The following is a 16,412-nucleotide window of genomic DNA, read 5'->3' as shown; positions in this document are numbered from 1 at the left end:
AGGCCGTCCTCCCTCAGGGAGGGCGGCCTGAGCCTTTCAGGACGGGGTTGCGTCAGGCGGTATCCAGACGCGCCGATATCCTATAGTGAATGAGGGTTTGAAGGATCCGCCAGCAGAGTCATGGCCCAGACTGAACCCCGCACCGCGTCTATATTCCTGGATATCCTGCGTCGCTCCGGACGCTGGTCGCCGCCTGACTGGGTGTTCCTGCCTCTGTCCGTGCTGGTGGCGTCGGGTCTCATCGTTCTGGCGCTGAATGTGCGCCCTGGAACCGTTGAGCCTGAAATCACCGACTCATCCTTCGTCATGGAAGGAGAGGCGCTGGGGCAGCTCATTCCGGGCCCCGGAACGCGTTTCGAGCTGACATTCGGGCCTATGGGCGAACCGATCGCACGTCTGAGCGCAACCGCCTCCTTCGAAGCGGCGGGTCTGTTGTCTGCGGGCGTCGGCGCGGCCTTGCCCGCCGATTGGGAAGCCAATGCCGTCGGACGCATCGTGCGGTTCGAAGTGGAGGCGCAGGCCGCTCCCGAGTCGCGGATCGACCAGATCCGGCTGGGGTATTTCACCGTGGGGCACGGTGATTCCGAGCGGACCCTGCGCCCTGTGACCGACAGCTGGTCCACGACGGGGCTGTGTTATCAGGTCTCTCCGGCGGCCCAACCCAATGGTGCGGAATGGCTGGGCATATGGCCCGGCGATGCGGGAGACGGGCAGGCGGTGCTGGTTCGCTCCATCCGCCTGACGCTGGAAGCCGAGGGCGAAACACTGGCGCAATGCGAAGCGCGCCTGTCTGAAAGCTGAAGCGCAGGAGCGCGTCATGACGCTCTGGAGCGCCGTTCTGTTGCGTCTCGATCAGGCTCTAGGCCCGGCCTGGCGGCGCATGTTGCTGGGCGTCTTTCTGGCGGGGCTGGGATATGCCGTCTTCGTGCCGGCCTTTGAGGGACGGCAGGAAGCCGCGCAGATGGCCGCTCTGGAGACATTTGCATCGACCGGACGCCTGGTCTTGTCCGATGACGCACGCCTGAGCCCGGACGCGCTGGGCTTTGCAGGTCCCTGGCCGCGCTCTCTGGCGCAGGAGGGGCGGCCCGGATACGCCCGGTTCGCGCACCCGGATGTCGCTGAAGCCGCCCAGCCCGGGCCGGCCGCGGACGCCGAACGCTACCGCGCCCGTCCCCTGACGCTGGCCTTGCTGGCTCCGGTCCGCTTTGCGACCCCGTCATGGAGCTGGCCGGCACGGCTGCGGCTTTACCGTGTGATTCTCTGGTCGGTGGCTATGGCGGGATTTGCAGCCGCAGTGACGGCGGCCGTGCATTACCGGTATCTGGATGGTCGGGGCGCCGCCCTGATGGCCGCCTGGCCGCTGATCTTCCCGCAATTTGTCTCCCAGATGGCGCTGGCTGGCGGGAGCGGACCGGCGCTGGCCTGCATTGGCGCAGCCAGTGTCGCTTTCATGGCGTTGTCCAGGCGCAATGACCTGATGGCCAGCCTGGGGCTCGGGCTGGCGCTGGGGCTCGGGATCTGGGCGGATGCGCTGGTCGTCCTTATCTGGGCGGGGCTGGCCGGATATCTCGTCTGGCGCGGATGGACGCTGCACAGGCAGGATTCTCTGGATGGCGAGTGGCTGGTCCTGCGCCTGTTCGCCATAGGGCTTGCACTGCTCATAGGCGCGGGCTGGCTGATCTATGTGATGACCAGCCCCCATGCCGCGCCCATGACGCCGGTGCTGGGGCCGGGATTTCTGGAGCGCCTATGGGCCATTGTCGCAGGCTTTTCCGAAGACGGAGGCGCGTCGGTCATCCTGCCTGAGCCGGGTTGGCGGCTGGTCCCGCTGGCGCTGTTGGTCTTCATCCTCATCCGCTGGGAGTTTCACTGGTCCAGCCTGCCGCCGCTCGCCAGGGCGCTCGCCTTCATCCTGCCGCTCTTCACCCTCAGCGTGCTGCTACTGGGGCTGCAGGGCTACGCCGCCGGGCTCGAGGACCTGCATATGCTGGCGCCCTTGCTGGCGCTGGCCTTTGCGCTTTGCTGCCGACACTCCGCGCTGGCTCTGGCGCTGATCATTCTTGGCGTTGCGGGCGTTCTGGCGCAGGGCGCGATCCAGGCGTCGGTGTTCGCCGGTTGCGCCCTGCCTGACGGGGGAACGGGCCGTTACGGCTATGAGGCCTCGTCCTGCCTGCTGGACTGGGCGGCCCTGCAGGAGGTCAGCGCGCCCGGTCTGGGGCTCAAGCTGCTGGCGGTCGGGGGGCTGAGTGCGCTCAGTGCGCTCTTTACCCTGTGGCGACAGGCGTCTTGGCAGTCCGGTGATTGACTCAGGGCCTGTGTTTGCTCATAACCCGCGCTTCCCTCGCTCGCCGGCCTGCCGGACGAGCTTTGTTTTCATGGCAACGGACGATGCGTGGACCGCCGTTTGAATTGCCCTGACCGAGGGATCAGGGCCGGGCCGCGTCACGAAGGAAAGACTATGTCGAAGCGTCATTCGCAGAAATACAAAATTGACCGCCGTATGGGCGAGAACATCTGGGGCCGCGCCAAGTCCCCGGTTAACAAGCGTTCCTACGGCCCGGGTCAACACGGCCAGCGCCGCGCCGGCAAGCTGTCGGATTTCGGTCTGCAGCTGCGCGCCAAGCAGAAGCTCAAAGGCTATTACGGCAACATCACCGAGAAGCAGTTCAAGCGCATCTACACCGAAGCGCAGCGCCTGAAGGGCAACACGGCTGAAAACCTGATCGGTCTGCTGGAAAGCCGTCTGGACGCGATCGTGTATCGCGCCAAGTTCGTGCCGACCGTCTTCGCGGCTCGCCAGTTCGTCAACCACGGCCACGTCCGGGTGAACGGCAAGCGCGTCAACATCGCCTCCTACATGGTCAAGCCGGGCGATGTGGTTGAAGTGCGCGAAAAGTCCCGCTCCATGGCGCTGGTGCTTGAAGCGCTGGGCTCCCCGGAACGCGACGTGCCCGATTACATCGATCTCGATCCGAAAGCCATGAAGGCCACCTACACCCGCAAGCCGGAATTCAACGAAGTTCCGTACCCGGTGAAGATGGAGCCGAACCTGGTCGTCGAATTCTACTCCTCGTAATTTCGAGGACGAAGAGACACGGAAAAGCCCGCTGCATCGCAGCGGGCTTTTTCTTTGTCAGGTCAGTACCAGGGACAAAAAAGCCCGCCTCGAAAGGCGGGCTCTTGTGCGTTGGAGGGGCCTTGGGCTTAGGCCTCAACCAGGCCCTTTTCCTTGAGGAGCTGCTGCAGCTCGCCAGCCTCGAACATCTCCTTGATGATGTCGCAGCCGCCGACAAACTCGCCCTTCACATAGAGCTGGGGAATGGTCGGCCAGTCCGAATAGACCTTGATGCCTTCGCGTACGGCGTGGTCTTCCAGAACGTTCACGGCGGCGTATTCCACGCCCACATGATCGAGCACGCGCGCCACCACCGAGGAGAAGCCGCATTGCGGGAAGGTGGGGGTGCCTTTCATGAACAGGACGACGTCGTTTTCGGTGACGGCTTTCCTGATCGCTTCCTGGGTGGCGTCGTCAGACATTGCAGAGGGTTCCTTATGGTGCGTTCGCCCAAAGATGGGAGGGCGAGCGGGAAAGTTCAATCGCGATGCGTCAGTCCGGCGTGCGGGTTTCCAGCGCCAGGGCGTGCAGCTCGCCGCCCATCCGGCCCTTGAGCGCGGCATAGACCATCTGGTGCTGTTTCACGCGCGGCATGCCGGAGAAGGCGTCCGAGGTCACCACGGCCTTGTAGTGGTCGCCATCGCCGGCGAGATCGGTGATCTCCACTTCGGCGCCGGGCACGCCTTCCTTGATGAGGCTGACAATGTCTTCAGCATTCATGGGCATGGCGTCTCTCCTGCACAGTGCTAGGGTGAGCCATACCATCACACCGGGCGAGCCCGGAACCCTAGCTTTCACAGGGATATTACGGAGATTCGTCTGATGTTGCTGTCCGCCTTGCTTCTCACCTCGGTCATGACCGTCCCCGCCGTCTCCGATTGCGCGGATCTCGAGCCGCAGCCCTGGGCGGATCTGTGCGTGATCAGCTCGGACGAGATGAAGGGGCGCCTGGTGGAAACCGAAGGCAATGCCCGCGCCCGCGCCTATATCATCGAGCGCCTGACCGAGATCGGCGTCGATACCGTGGGCGACAGCTATGAGCATCCCTTCAGCTATGAACAGGCGCTCGATTTCCGCGACCCGGACTCCCCGCGCGAGACCGTGAACGCCGTCAATGTGATCGGCGTGATTCCGGGCGCAGATCGCTCGCGCGCCATCGCCGTGACCGCCCATTACGACCATGTGGGCCAGAATGAAGCGGGCGAGATCTATAACGGCGCCGATGACAACGCCTCGGGCGTGGCCGCCCTGCTGGCGACGGCCGAGCATTTCATCGCCAACCCGCCCCGGCATGACATCCTGATCATGGCGTTCGACGCCGAGGAATCCGGCCTGCGCGGCGCCCGTGAGGTGGTTTCAAACCCGGTCGAGGGCGCGGCGCCCGTCGCCTTCAATCTCAATTTCGACATGCTGGGCTATAGCCCGGACAATGATATCTGGGCGGCGGGTCCGTATCACACGCCGGCTCTGACGCCGATCGTGGAAGAGATTGCGGCCGACGCGTCGATCACGCTCGCGGCGGGCTATGACAGCCCGGACGAAGACCCGCGCAATGACTGGACGCTGTTGTCCGATCAGGGCGCCTTCCATATGGGCGGCATCCCCTTCCTCTATCTCGGGGTCGAGGATCACGAGCACTATCACCAGCCGTCTGACGAGTTCGAGACCATTGATCCCGACTTCTTCCTGGGCGCGGTGAGCGTGGCGGTCGAGCTGGCCGAGCGCATCGATGCGGATCTCGATACGGTGATTGGTCGGGGCGCAACCGACTAGGCAGGTCCAAGTGATTGCCGCGGCGCATCAATTGCGCCGCGGCATGAAATCATAACAAAAATAAACACCGTTCACTTTTCAAAGTGTGGTGATGCACCTATGTATACGTCGCAATTGACGGCGCATACCCGATCATGGGTGTCATCAGGGAGAGGACCATGTCCACCGCACTTCGTACTGTTTTCGCTGGCGCAGCACTTGTTCTGGCCGGTTTTGGCGGGGCTCAGGCGCAGGAATGCCCGACCGAGCCGATGTTTGTCGGCGTGTCCGGCCCGAACTCTGATGTGCGACAGTCCGCACGCCGGGTGGACCAGGGTGACTGGCGCAATGCCGCACACTTCGCGTCTGAAGCGCTGGAGTCCGGCACCTCGAACCGCAACAAGAACGCCGCCGCCATCAATCTTTGCGCCGCGCTCGCCAATGAAGGCGATGCCGGCACGGCGGACGCCTGCGCCACGGCCATTGAGCGTAATCCCGAAGGATGGGAAGCCTTCACCAACCGCGGGGGCGCTTACTGGCTGGCAGGCGACCATGCTTCCGCCGCCGCTGACTTCGCCCGGGCCGCCGAGCTGGGCGCCGGTGAAGAGGCTGTCGCGCACAATTCCGCGCTGGCCCAGTGCAACGGCTGATCGGCTGACAGGCTGAACGAAAAAAGGCCGGGGCGACGCCCCGGCCTTTTTTTATTCGCGTTTGATACAGCCTATTCGGCGACGCGGGCCTCCGGCTCGCCGTCCATCAGGGCCGGCATGAAGCCTTCATGGGCCTGCTTGAGGCGGATCAGGTCAACCGCGTGGCCGCCATTGATCGAGATGAAGCGCCCACCGGCCAGACCCACCACGTCCATCGGCACGTCGGCGGCCTTGGCGTCCGCCCGCAGCGCTTCAGCGTTGGTCGCGTCCGCTGCGATCAGATAGCGGCCCTGATCCTCGCCGAACATCCAGGCGAAGACGGGCAGGGCGCCGGTATAGGCGAGCTTGACGCCCACGCCCGCCGCCATCGCCATATCGGCTGCCGCGCAGGCGAGACCGCCATCGGACAGGTCGTGCACGGCGCTGACCTTGCCCGCGCGGATCGCGCTGCGGACAAAGTCGCCATTGCGTTTCTCGACCGCCAGGTCCACGCGCGGCGAAGCGCCTTTTTCCTGGCCTTCGATCTCGCGCAGATAGAGCGAGGCGCCGAGCTCGCCGCGGGTTTCACCCACCAGCAGCAGCACCTGACCGTCTTTCAGGCCGCCATAGCCCATACGCTGGCTCATGTCCGGGATCAGGCCCACAGCGCCGACCGCCGGGGTCGGCGGAATGGCGACGCCATCGGTCTCGTTGTAGAGCGAGACATTGCCCGACACGACCGGGAAGTCGAGCGCCTTGCAGGCTTCGGCCATGCCTTCCACGCAGCCCACGAACTGGCCCATGATCTCGGGGCGTTCAGGATTGCCGAAGTTCAGACAATCGGTGATCGCGATCGGGTCGGCGCCCACGGCGGTGAGGTTCCGCCAGGCTTCGGCCACGGCCTGCTTGCCGCCCTCGAACGGGTCCGCAAAGCAATAGCGCGGTGTGCAATCGGTGGTGATCGCCAGCGCCTTGTTGGTGCCGTGAACACGCACGATGGCCGCGTCGGCGGGATCTTCCGAGCTGGCGGCCGTGTCGGCCATGACGTGACGGTCATACTGACGCCAGATCCAGCGCTTGGACGCCATGTCCGGGCTGCCCATCAGGCTCGCCAGCACTTCGCCCAGATGTTCGGGCTGGTGCAGGTCCGCCGGATCGATGGAGCCGCGCGCTTCGGCGGGGAACCAGGGCCGGTCGTATTTGGGCGCGTTCTCGCCAATCGGATCGAGCGGCAGGTCGCAGACCACTTCGCCCTTGTGACGCAGGACAAGACGGCCATGGGGCGCGGTCTTGCCGATAGTGGCGACATCCAGATCCCATTTGCGGAAGATGCGCTCGGCCACATGCTCACGGCCCGGCTTGATGATGATCAGCATCCGTTCCTGGGATTCCGACAGCATCATCTCATAGGCGGTCATGTTCTCTTCGCGCTGGGGCACATGATCGAGATCCAGCTCGATGCCGAGGCCGCCCGACGAGGCCATCTCCACGGACGAGGAGGTGAGGCCGGCCGCGCCCATGTCCTGGATCGAGCTGATGGCGTCTTCACTCATCAGTTCGAGACACGCCTCGATCAGCTTCTTCTCGGTGAAGGGGTCGCCGACCTGAACGGTGGGGCGGTTCTCTTCCGAGCCTTCGCCGAATTCCGCCGACGCCATGGTGGCGCCGTGAATGCCGTCGCGACCGGTCTTCGCGCCCACATAGAGGACGGGGAAGTCGGGCTCGCGGGCGGCTGCGGTGAAGATCTTGTCGGTGTCCGCGAGGCCCACGGCCATGGCGTTCACCAGGATGTTGCCGTTATAGCCCTTGTCGAAATTGGTCTCGCCGCCGACCGTCGGCACGCCCACGCAATTGCCATAGCCGCCAATGCCGGCGGTGACGCCGGCGACCAGCTGGCGGGTCTTGGGGTGCTTGGGGTCGCCAAAGCGCAGCGCGTTCATCAGCGCCACCGGGCGGGCGCCCATGGTGAAGACGTCGCGCAGAATGCCGCCCACGCCCGTGGCCGCGCCCTGATAGGGCTCGATATAGCTGGGGTGGTTGTGGCTCTCCATCTTGAAGATGGCGGCCTGACCGTCGCCAATGTCGATGACGCCGGCGTTCTCGCCAGGGCCATAGATCACCTTCTCGCCCTTGGTGGGGAATTTGGACAGGTGCAGGCGTGAGGATTTGTACGAGCAGTGCTCGGACCACATGACCGAGAAGATGCCGAGCTCCACAAGGTTCGGCGCGCGGCCGAGCTCCTTGAGGATGATCTCGTATTCGTCAGCGGTGACGTGATCGAGGGCGATCTCTTCAGTGATGCCTTCGGCGTAACGCGGGTTCACAGCTTCGCTCATGACAGTTTCCCCAGCACGCTTTCAAACAGGGCCAGTCCATCGGTTCCGCCGTGATCGGCGTCCACCGCGCGTTCGGGGTGGGGCATCATGCCCAGCACATTGCCCGCCGCATTGGTGACGCCGGCGATGTCGCGGGCGGAGCCGTTGGGATTGTTGGCGTAGCGGAAGACCACCTGGCCTTCGCCTTCGATCCGGTCGAGCGTGGCCTCGTCGGCGAAGTAATTGCCGTCATGGTGCGCGATCGGGATGAGGATCTCCTTGCGGTCGGCATAGCCCTTGGTGAAGCGGGTGTTCGCCGTCTCCACCAGCAGGGGCGCTTTCTCGCAAACGAAATGCAGCGAGGCGTTGCGCATCAGCGTGCCGTCCAGCAGCCCGGCCTCGGTCAGGATCTGGAACCCGTTGCACACGCCCAGCATGGGCACGCCGGCTTCGGCTTTCTTCTTGAGATCATTGACGATGGGCGAGCGCGCAGCGACCGCGCCCGAGCGCAGATAGTCGCCATAGGAAAAGCCGCCGGGGACCATGATGAAGTCCAGCCCCTCGGGCAGCTCGGTCTCTTCATGCCAGACCATGGCCGGCTTCTGGCCGGTGACGGCTTCGAGCGCCATGGCCGCATCGCGGTCACAGTTCGAGCCGGGGAAGACGATGACGGCGGTTTTCATGTCGGATCCGCTTCTTGCTCGCCGGGGCGCCCTAGGCGCTCAGCTCGATGTCGTAATTTTCGATGACCGGGTTGGCGAGCAGCTTGTCGCACATCTCGGCCACGCGTTGCTGGGCCTCTTCGGCGTCGGCGGTGTTGAGGTCGATCTCGATCAGCTTGCCCTGACGCACGCCCGCAACTTCATTGAACCCAAGATGGTTCAGCGAGTTGGAGACGGCCTGGCCTTGCGGGTCCAGAACGCCGGGTTTGAGGTAGACATGAACGCGCGCTTTCATTCCGGAGACCCCTCTTCGGTAACGGAACCGTTTTCTTTCATGATGCCGAGGCGGCGGGCCACTTCGGCGTAGGCTTCGGTCACATTGCCGAGATCGCGGCGGAACCGATCCTTGTCGAGTTTCTCATTGGTGTGGGCGTCCCACAGACGGCAGCTGTCGGGGCTGATCTCGTCAGCGAGGATCACCCGCGGCATGTCGTTCTGGTCGTAAACGCGGCCGAATTCGAGCTTGAAGTCGATCAGCCGGATGCCGACGGCCATGAACATGCCGGACAGATAGTCGTTCACCCGCAGGGCCATGGCGATCATCTCGTCCATGTCCTGGGTGGTCGCCCAGTTGAAGGCGGTGATGTGCTCTTCGGCCACCATCGGGTCTTCCAGCGCGTCGTTCTTGTAATAGAACTCGACGATGGAGCGCGGCAGCGGATCACCCTCGGTCAGGCCGAAGCGCTTGGCGATGGAGCCGGCGGCGACATTGCGCACCACGACCTCAAGCGGAATGATCTCCACTTCGCGCAGCAGCTGCTCGCGCATGTTCAGGCGCTTGATGAAGTGGGTGGGGATGCCCATACGGCCCAGATTCTCCATCACGAATTCGGAGATCCGGTTGTTCAGAACGCCCTTGCCTTCCAGCACGGCTTTCTTCTGGGCGTTGAAGGCGGTGGCGTCATCCTTGAAATAGGCCACGACGGTGCCGGGTTCCGGACCTTCGTAGAGGATCTTGGCCTTGCCTTCGTAAAGCATTTTGCGGCGGGACATCGGCAGCCTCGCTCCGGCTTGAGGCGCGTCTTGCGGCGCGCGAGTGGGGCGTGAGCCCGCTTTGATGTCGCTGGGAACAGAGACGTCGCGCCCGGGCCATGCCATGAGAAACGCGAAACGGCCCGTCGCCGCGGGCCGCTATCGTGGCGCCTATATACGCGAGGCAGGCCCTTACATCAATATCTGTGCTGAAGCCTGTTTCCGCTCCGGGCAACGCGATTGATAAACCGCGCCGCTGAGGCTAACTCTTTCCCTCAACAGTATCGATGTCTGGGGTTGAAGGACCACCGCCATGTCAGGTTTTGACGATCGCGAAAACGCGTTTGAAAACAAATTCGCTCACGATCAGGAGCTGGAATTCAAGGCGGTTGCGCGCCGCAACAAGCTTCTGGGTCTGTGGGCCGCCGAGCTGATGGGCCTGACCGGCGATGACGCCGAAGCCTATGGCAAGGACGTCGTCAAAGCCGATTTCGAGGAAGCCGGCGACGAGGACGTGTTCCGCAAGGTGCGCGGCGATTTCGACGCCCGCGGCATCGAGCAGAGCGATCACCAGATCCGTCACAAGATGGAGCAGCTTCTCGAAGAAGCGCGCGAGCAGGTTCGCAACGGCTAGACCCTGTCTCATCCTGATCCGGAACCGGCGGCGCAGGCTCTGCGCCGCCGGTTTCATGTCGGGCGAGGGCTAGAGGCCGAAGTCCTCGCGATCGGAGACGATCTCGAGCGCGTAATCGAGCGCGCCGGTCATGTCCGCGTCTGAATACTCCATCGTGATGCGCGCCAGCACGTCCTGGGTGTCGCGATCAATCAGTAGGACAAAACCGGTGGCCCCGTTCACGGAGTCATAGACCGACCGGATGCCTTCCTCGCTGGCCCGCTCCGCGAGCGCGCCGCGTCTTCCGAAGGACGAATCAAACCGCACCCGCTCCAGCGGCGCCTCGGCATAGCTCGCCATCACACGCTCATAGCGCGGCTCGAGAACCTTGCACGGGCCGCACCAGTTCGAGCGGAAGAGCGCCGCGACCAGGCGAGGCTCGCCGTCCGGGTCCGCTTGCGCATGGCCGGAGCCGCTCAGAAGGCTCATTGCGAGCAGTGCAAGGCTGAAAAGGCGGATCATTGAGGCCGGCTCCCACTCGAGATCGACCTATCCTATCAGCCCGGACCTGACGACACGATCAAAGCGCTGTGAACTGGACCTCGATCAGGATTCTCCGCGTCCCCAGCGCGCGCGGCTGCCGCGGCCGTCCACATGGACAAAGGGACCGTGCACGGCGTTTGCGCCATAGGCGCCGATGCCGCCGGCATCGAGATCCTCGCGGTTGCGGAACAGACGGTCCGCGAAATCATAGAGGAAATTGGCGTCCGCGCGCGTCACCCGACCATCGCCATCGAGATCGTCCATCACGCTGTCTCCGCCTTCCACGTCAGGATAGATGTCAGCGGCGTCCCCATACATGTGCCGCGACAAGCGGGCCGAGCCGATGGCCGTGTTGTAGAAGGGGGTGCGAAAGCCGCTCATGACGAAGAAGCTTTCGGCCCGGGTCAGCTCGTCTGCGCGCATTTCGGCCAGCAGGGCTTCAAGACGGTTGAGCAGGCTCGGGCTCACCAGAACGAATTTCGGCCAGTGTCCGGGCTGCTGCTTGCACAGGAACTGACCCAGCGTGAAGCTGGGCGACACCGGAACATCAAGATCATCGCGGCTGACCCGGATCAGGCCTTCGGGCGTGTTCCTCGGATAGGACCCGATCCGATAGCCTTCCACGACCTCCTGTCCCTCAAGGGGGGTGAGGACGAAGACGGAGATCAGGGCGTGCCCGCCCTCAAGATCAAAGAGGCGGATCTGGTGCGCGCCGGGCGTCTCCGGCGCGGTGAAGCTGTGTGTGGCGTCGAGATCAGCAGGTTCGCCGCCGTCAATGGAGACCGAGATGTCCGTTTCTGCTTCAAGCTCCAGCGTCTCGCCCGGCATCAGGGTCGCCTGCCAGATGGAATGCGGCATGGCGTTCCCGTTCACGCTTACGGGCAGGGCCGTCTCCGCCGAGGGCTCCGTGCCCGCCAGCTCGGCCAGACGGTCCTTCAACGCGGCCTTCCTGTCGGTCACCGGCTCTGCCGGTTCAGACAGGCTGGCGCGATCAGGGTCGGGGGTTTGTGTCGGCGTCTGGCCCTGACAGGCGGTCGAGCTGGCCAGGCACAGGCTGAGTGTGAGTGCGGATGCGCTCAGTTTCATGCCTAGATCTGCTCCGGATTGCGAACGGTCAGCGGCGAATTGTGGATCAGCGCAATCAGCGCCGGGTCACGGTCATAAACATCATGGTGGAAGATCACGTCGCCATCGTCCTCGACCTCGACGGTGCGATAGACCACATGAACGGGCAGGGGCGCGTCCAGCGCGATGTGCTGGTTCTCGCCGGAAGCGACCGCTTGGGCGATCATCGCTTCTGCGTTCTGATCGGTGACGGCCTCGACCACCCAGGCCGCCATGGCCTGGGGATCCTCCAGACGAATACAGCCTGAAGAGAAGGCGCGCTGGTCGCGCTCGAACAGATGGCGGCTGGGCGTGCCATGCAGATAGACCGAGTGTTGATTGGGGAACATGATCTTCAGCTCGCCCAGGGCGTTATTGTCGCCCGGATCCTGGATCAGGCGGACCTGGTCGGCGATTCCGTCTGCGCTCCAGTCGATCGTTTCCGCGCTCAGCGGCTCGCCCGTATCGCGATCGACGACCTTGTAGCCGCGATCTTCCAGATAGGCCTCGTCTTCGCGGATATGGCTCAGCTTGTCGCGCACCAGAATGCTTTCGGGCACATACCAGTGCGGATTGGCGACAATGTATTCAATCTGTTCGCTCATCAGCGGGGTCTGGCGCGCGGGCAATCCGACGATCGAGCGCATTTCGAGCTCGGTGTCGCCATCGCGAACGGCGCGTGCGGTGTACGCCGGAATGTTCACTTCAACATAGCGCTCGCCCAGATCGGGAGAGGCGCGACGCCAGCGCTCGAGATTGGCGTCGATCCGCGCCAGCTTGTCCTCGGCGCTGACATTCAGCGCGGCGATCGTCGCCGGGCCGAGCACGCCGTCCACTTCCAGACCATTATGAGCCTGAAAGTCCCGCAGGGCGGCCTCAAGCTCTGGGGAGAAGCTTTGCATTTCACGACGCCAGTCCGCCGCGCTGACAGGTGCGGCGGCGTCGGGCGCCGTGATGAAGGACACCTGGGTCAGGGGCGGCTGGCTTTCCGCCATCAGAGACGGCCGACGCGGGCGCTCGATCCGATAGCCTTCCTCGCGCAGCCGAACACGCAGCGTTTCGACAACCGGGCTTGAGTCTCCAAGCTCCAGAAGACCTTCAGGTTCGGGCACCTGTGTGAAGCCGCCGGACTTGATATAGCCGTCATAGGTGCGCCGCGCCTTGATCAGGTCCTCATACTCGGGATGCGTGACGGAAAGCTGCTCGTAATCCAGTACGCCCGCGCCCGCCCGCGGCAACATCTGGTCCAGGGGCAGGGGCGTATCGCTCATGTCGGCGGTGGGCGCGGCCTGCCCGTTCAGGCGGCGATCCGCGAGGGCGATAAAGGCGGCTGAGAGGCGAATGTCCGCCCGCGCCGCCGCCTCGGCATCGTCGGCGTCGAGGGCGCGCGAAGCCTCTCGCAGGGTGCGCAGCACCTCGTCGCTGAGCAACAGGCCTTCGCCGGGCGCTTCGGCATAGGCGGTGATCAGGGCCTGGGCGCCGTCTTGCGTCCAGATCGGGTCGAAGACGCGCATGGCGTAAGCCGCGTAAAGGGCTTCATCAACAGCATGGTCGGGATCGTGCGCGCCAGACTGAGGGGCGGGATCAAGGACGGCTTCAATGGCCGCAGAGAGGCTGCCATCGGGGATGCGGCCGGCCGGGCCGGTCTGCTCGCCCACAATGTCGGGATCGAGACTGGAGAGCACGGTGGCGCTCTGTCCGAAGGCCGGGGAGGGGGAGGTTATCGCGGCTGCGAGAACAAAGGCGGCAGCAGTGGTTTTGTAGTGTTTCATTATCAAGCTCACGGGTAGCGCCGGTGAACTTGATCAAAGCGGAGTGCAGGGGCTGGGTTCCAAGAAATATGTATGTGCAGTTTTGTGCGAAATGTTTGGAACCTTTTGTCTATTCGTTCGTTTGTTCGCTGTCCCCGTCTATCTGTCCCCAATAAAAACGCCGCCTGAATGGGCGGCGTTTTCTCGTTCTTCGAGGTGGAAGGTTGCGATCAGCTCTCGCCGAAGACCCGGTCGAAGATCGTGTCCACGTGCTTGAAGTGATAGCCCTCGTCAAAGCAGGCTTCGATCTGCGCGTTTGAGAGAAGCGCGGTCACGCCTTCATCCGCCTTGAGGTGATCGACCAGCTTGCCGCCTTCATCCCAGGTCTTCATGCCGTTGCGCTGGACGAGACGATAGGAATCCTCGCGCGACGCGCCAGCCTGGGTCAGCGCCAGCAAGACGCGCTGGGAATTGTGGATGCCGCCATAGGCTTCCAGATTCTCACGGCAGCGGTCCTCATGCACGATCAGGCCCTCGATCATCGAGGCGGTGCGGTGCAGGGCGAAATCGAGATGCACCGTGGCGTCCGGGCCAATGCCGCGCTCGACGGACGAGTGGGAAATGTCCCGCTCATGCCAGAGCGCGACGTTTTCCATGGCCGGGGTGACGGCGGAGCGCACGAGACGCGCCAGACCCGTCAGGTTCTCGGTCAGGATCGGGTTGCGCTTGTGCGGCATGGCCGAGGAGCCCTTCTGGCCCTTGGAGAAGAATTCCTGCGCCTCACGCACTTCCGAGCGCTGAAGGTGGCGCACCTCGATGGCGATGTTCTCGATCGAAGAGGCGATCAGGCCCAGCACGGCGAAGAAGGCCGCATGTCGGTCGCGCGGAATCACCTGGGTGGAGATCGGCTCGATGGCCAGGCCGAGCTTTTCGGCCACATGAGCCTCAACCGCCGGGTTCACATTGGCGAAGGTGCCGATGGCGCCGGAAATCGCGCAGGTGGCGATCTCCTCGCGCGCCGCTGCCAGACGGGCGCGGTTGCGGTCGATCTCGGCGTAGAAGCGGGCGAACTTCAGACCCATCGTGGTCGGCTCGGCGTGGATGCCGTGGCTGCGGCCGATGCAGGCGGTCATCTTGTGCTCGAAGGCGCGCTTCTTCAGCGCCGCCAGCAGACGGTCCAAACCCTCCAGCAGCACATCAGAGGCGCGCTTGAGCTGCACCGCAAGGCAGGTGTCCAGAACGTCGGAGCTGGTGAGACCCTGGTGCACGAAGCGGGCGTCCTCGCCCACAAGTTCGGCCAGATGGGTCAGGAAGGCGATGACGTCGTGCTTCACCTCGCGTTCGATCTCGTCGATGCGATCGACGTCGAACTCCATGTCCCTGGCTTTCCAGACCGCCTTGGCGGCGTCGGCGGGCACCACGCCCAGCTCGGCCAGCTTGTCGGTGGCGTGGGCCTCGATCTCGAACCAGATGCGGTATTTGGTTTGGGGCGACCAGATGTCGGCCATTTCAGGCCGGGTATAGCGAGGGATCATGGGGCGCGGCTCTCACGACTAGCGAAACGGGCAGGTTTGCGCGCAAACAGCGCCAACCGGCCCGCCGCGTCAAGTCCGCGACTTCAGATCACGCTTGAGCGCATAGCCCGCCGCGACAAACAGCGCCGCCGCCAGGGCGAAAGCGCAACTGCCCGCCATCAGCGCCAGTCGCAGGGCTTCGCCTTCACTGTGGCTCTGGCGCAGGAAGTCTGAGAGCGCGCCGACCGCAAGCGGTCCGAGGCCGATGCCGATGAGATTGTTGAAGAAGCCGATGATGGCCGCCACCGCCGCGCGAGAGGCCGGCGGGGTGAGGGTCTGGGTCGCGGCCAGCCCCGGACCGATCCAGGCATAGCTGAGCAGCAGCGGAATGGCGAAGAAGATCAGGCTCATCCCGCCATCGCGCACCATCAGCCCGCCCAGAAAGAAGGGCACGGTCAGCAGCAGAGTCAGTCCGGGAATGACGCCATAGGCTTCGGGGCGGTTTGGCCCGATCCGGTCCGCGATCCAGCCGCCCGCCACGGAGCCGACAAGTCCGAGCGCGAAGAGCGGCGACAGCCCGGCGCCCACTTCCTCAAGGGTCATGCCCTGAGAGCGGATGAGGAAGGAGGGCGCCCATTGATACAGGCTGTATCCGGCAAAGGAGGTGACGGCCGCCGCCGCCGTGAACAGGCGCAGGGAGGGCGTGGCGAAGACCAGCTTCAGGGCGCCAAGCGCATTGGCTTTCTGCGCGCGCAGGGCTTCGGTGTCGAACATGCCCCGGCGCGGTTCCTTGACCAGAACCACCAGCACCAGCGCCAGCAGCACGCCTGGCAGGCCGACCAGCACGAAGGCCCAGCGCCAGCTCAGCGCGTCGGCGATGAAGGCGCCCAGGGCCGAACCGGCGGTCAGCCCCAGCGGCGCGCCCACCGAGAACAGCCCGATGGCGAAAGCGCGTTTGGAAGGGGGGAAATAGTCAGACAGGACCGAGTAGGACGGCGACACGCCGCCAGCCTCGCCCGACGCCACGCCGATGCGGGCCAGCAGCATCTGGATGAAGTTGGACGCCATGCCCGAGAGCGCGGTGAACACGCTCCAGACAACACACGCCGCCGCGATCAGCCGGACCCGATTGGTGCGGTCGGCCAGGATGGCGATGGGAATGCCCAGGGTGGCGTAGAACAGGGCGAAAGCCGTGCCCCCCAGCAAGGCCAGCTGGCTGTCGCTCAGGTTGAGATCGGTTCGGAACTCTTCCTGAAGCACGGCAAAGACCTGCCGGTCCATGAAGTTGACGAGGTAGACCACAAGCAGAACGCCCAGAGCCGTCCAGGCGTTTCTGGCGGCGGGTCGTTTCGCGGTGAAAGGCGCGGGGGTGCTCATGGCGA

17 protein-coding genes are annotated in these 16,412 nt (G+C 64.3%); 6 read left to right on the top strand and 11 right to left on the bottom strand.

Going from position 1 to position 16,412, the window contains the following annotated elements:
* Positions 1-120: 120 nt before the first annotated feature.
* The 3 genes from B2Z70_RS12380 to rpsD all read left to right on the top strand — a co-directional run bounded on the left by B2Z70_RS12380 (position 121) and on the right by rpsD (position 3,076).
* On the top strand, positions 121-801 hold the full coding sequence (locus B2Z70_RS12380) for a hypothetical protein (RefSeq protein WP_292983630.1): 681 nt from the start codon (positions 121-123) through the stop codon (positions 799-801).
* Positions 802-817: 16 nt separating this feature from the next.
* Positions 818-2,305 carry a hypothetical protein gene (locus B2Z70_RS12375; protein WP_292983628.1) on the top strand — a complete coding sequence of 496 codons (1,488 nt, stop codon included), beginning with the start codon at positions 818-820 and terminating at the stop codon, positions 2,303-2,305.
* A 153-nt stretch (positions 2,306-2,458) separates the two neighbouring features.
* The gene (rpsD, locus tag B2Z70_RS12370; protein ID WP_009801345.1) at positions 2,459-3,076 is read left to right on the top strand and encodes a 30S ribosomal protein S4; all 618 of its coding nucleotides are present in this window, start codon (positions 2,459-2,461) and stop codon (positions 3,074-3,076) included.
* 128 nt (positions 3,077-3,204) lie between these two features.
* Here rpsD and grxD read toward each other — a convergent pair whose 3' ends face one another.
* Both grxD and B2Z70_RS12360 read right to left on the bottom strand, forming a co-directional pair.
* Positions 3,205-3,537, bottom strand: coding sequence for a Grx4 family monothiol glutaredoxin (gene grxD, locus B2Z70_RS12365; protein WP_009801344.1), 333 nt, complete (start codon positions 3,535-3,537; stop codon positions 3,205-3,207).
* A gap of 70 nt (positions 3,538-3,607) precedes the next feature.
* A complete protein-coding gene (locus tag B2Z70_RS12360; protein WP_009801343.1) occupies positions 3,608-3,841 on the bottom strand; it encodes a BolA family protein in 234 nt (77 codons plus the stop codon).
* Between the two features lie 96 nt (positions 3,842-3,937).
* On the opposite strand from B2Z70_RS12360, the gene B2Z70_RS12355 reads away from it, so the two are divergent.
* On the top strand, positions 3,938-4,888 hold the full coding sequence (locus B2Z70_RS12355) for a M20/M25/M40 family metallo-hydrolase (protein ID WP_292983625.1): 951 nt from the start codon (positions 3,938-3,940) through the stop codon (positions 4,886-4,888).
* A 158-nt stretch (positions 4,889-5,046) separates the two neighbouring features.
* Complete coding sequence (locus B2Z70_RS12350; protein WP_292983623.1) at positions 5,047-5,517, top strand: hypothetical protein; 471 nt, start codon at positions 5,047-5,049, stop codon at positions 5,515-5,517.
* A 71-nt stretch (positions 5,518-5,588) separates the two neighbouring features.
* Here the strand turns inward: B2Z70_RS12350 and purL are convergent, their stop codons facing one another.
* Genes purL through purC form a run of 4 tightly spaced genes read right to left on the bottom strand, consistent with a single transcriptional unit; the run spans position 5,589 to position 9,526 of the window.
* Positions 5,589-7,832 (bottom strand): phosphoribosylformylglycinamidine synthase subunit PurL, encoded by a 2,244-nt coding sequence (gene purL / locus B2Z70_RS12345; RefSeq protein WP_292983621.1) that lies wholly within the window; start codon positions 7,830-7,832, stop codon positions 5,589-5,591.
* Positions 7,829-8,494 carry a phosphoribosylformylglycinamidine synthase subunit PurQ gene (purQ, locus tag B2Z70_RS12340; protein WP_292983619.1) on the bottom strand — a complete coding sequence of 222 codons (666 nt, stop codon included), beginning with the start codon at positions 8,492-8,494 and terminating at the stop codon, positions 7,829-7,831. The genes purL and purQ overlap by 4 nt, the downstream gene beginning before the upstream one ends.
* A gap of 31 nt (positions 8,495-8,525) precedes the next feature.
* Positions 8,526-8,768: a phosphoribosylformylglycinamidine synthase subunit PurS gene (gene purS, locus B2Z70_RS12335; protein WP_009801338.1), complete on the bottom strand. Its 243-nt coding sequence runs from the start codon at positions 8,766-8,768 to the stop codon at positions 8,526-8,528.
* Positions 8,765-9,526, bottom strand: a complete 762-nt coding sequence (purC, locus tag B2Z70_RS12330) for a phosphoribosylaminoimidazolesuccinocarboxamide synthase (protein ID WP_009801337.1) — start codon at positions 9,524-9,526, stop codon at positions 8,765-8,767. The genes purS and purC overlap by 4 nt, the downstream gene beginning before the upstream one ends.
* A 292-nt stretch (positions 9,527-9,818) precedes the next feature.
* On the opposite strand from purC, the gene B2Z70_RS12325 reads away from it, so the two are divergent.
* Positions 9,819-10,139 (top strand): DUF1476 domain-containing protein, encoded by a 321-nt coding sequence (locus B2Z70_RS12325; RefSeq protein WP_009801336.1) that lies wholly within the window; start codon positions 9,819-9,821, stop codon positions 10,137-10,139.
* 69 nt (positions 10,140-10,208) lie between these two features.
* Here B2Z70_RS12325 and B2Z70_RS12320 read toward each other — a convergent pair whose 3' ends face one another.
* The 5 genes from B2Z70_RS12320 to B2Z70_RS12300 form a co-directional block, all read right to left on the bottom strand.
* Positions 10,209-10,640 (bottom strand): thioredoxin family protein, encoded by a 432-nt coding sequence (locus B2Z70_RS12320; RefSeq protein ID WP_292983615.1) that lies wholly within the window; start codon positions 10,638-10,640, stop codon positions 10,209-10,211.
* A gap of 84 nt (positions 10,641-10,724) precedes the next feature.
* Positions 10,725-11,747, bottom strand: coding sequence for a D-Ala-D-Ala carboxypeptidase family metallohydrolase (locus B2Z70_RS12315; protein WP_292983613.1), 1,023 nt, complete (start codon positions 11,745-11,747; stop codon positions 10,725-10,727).
* 2 nt (positions 11,748-11,749) lie between these two features.
* The gene (locus B2Z70_RS12310) at positions 11,750-13,537 is read right to left on the bottom strand and encodes a L,D-transpeptidase family protein (RefSeq protein ID WP_292983611.1); all 1,788 of its coding nucleotides are present in this window, start codon (positions 13,535-13,537) and stop codon (positions 11,750-11,752) included.
* Positions 13,538-13,746: 209 nt separating this feature from the next.
* Entirely contained in the window at positions 13,747-15,051 is a 1,305-nt protein-coding gene (purB, locus tag B2Z70_RS12305) for an adenylosuccinate lyase (protein WP_292983609.1), read from the bottom strand.
* Positions 15,052-15,120: 69 nt separating this feature from the next.
* The gene (locus tag B2Z70_RS12300; RefSeq protein WP_009801331.1) at positions 15,121-16,407 is read right to left on the bottom strand and encodes a spinster family MFS transporter; all 1,287 of its coding nucleotides are present in this window, start codon (positions 16,405-16,407) and stop codon (positions 15,121-15,123) included.
* Positions 16,408-16,412: the final 5 nt, after the last annotated feature.

This window comes from Oceanicaulis sp. UBA6590, from assembly GCF_002433705.1.
In the GTDB taxonomy this organism is placed as follows: domain Bacteria; phylum Pseudomonadota; class Alphaproteobacteria; order Caulobacterales; family Maricaulaceae; genus Oceanicaulis.
Note: the sequence above shows the minus strand (reverse complement) of the source record. Positions and strands in the feature narration are given on the sequence as shown.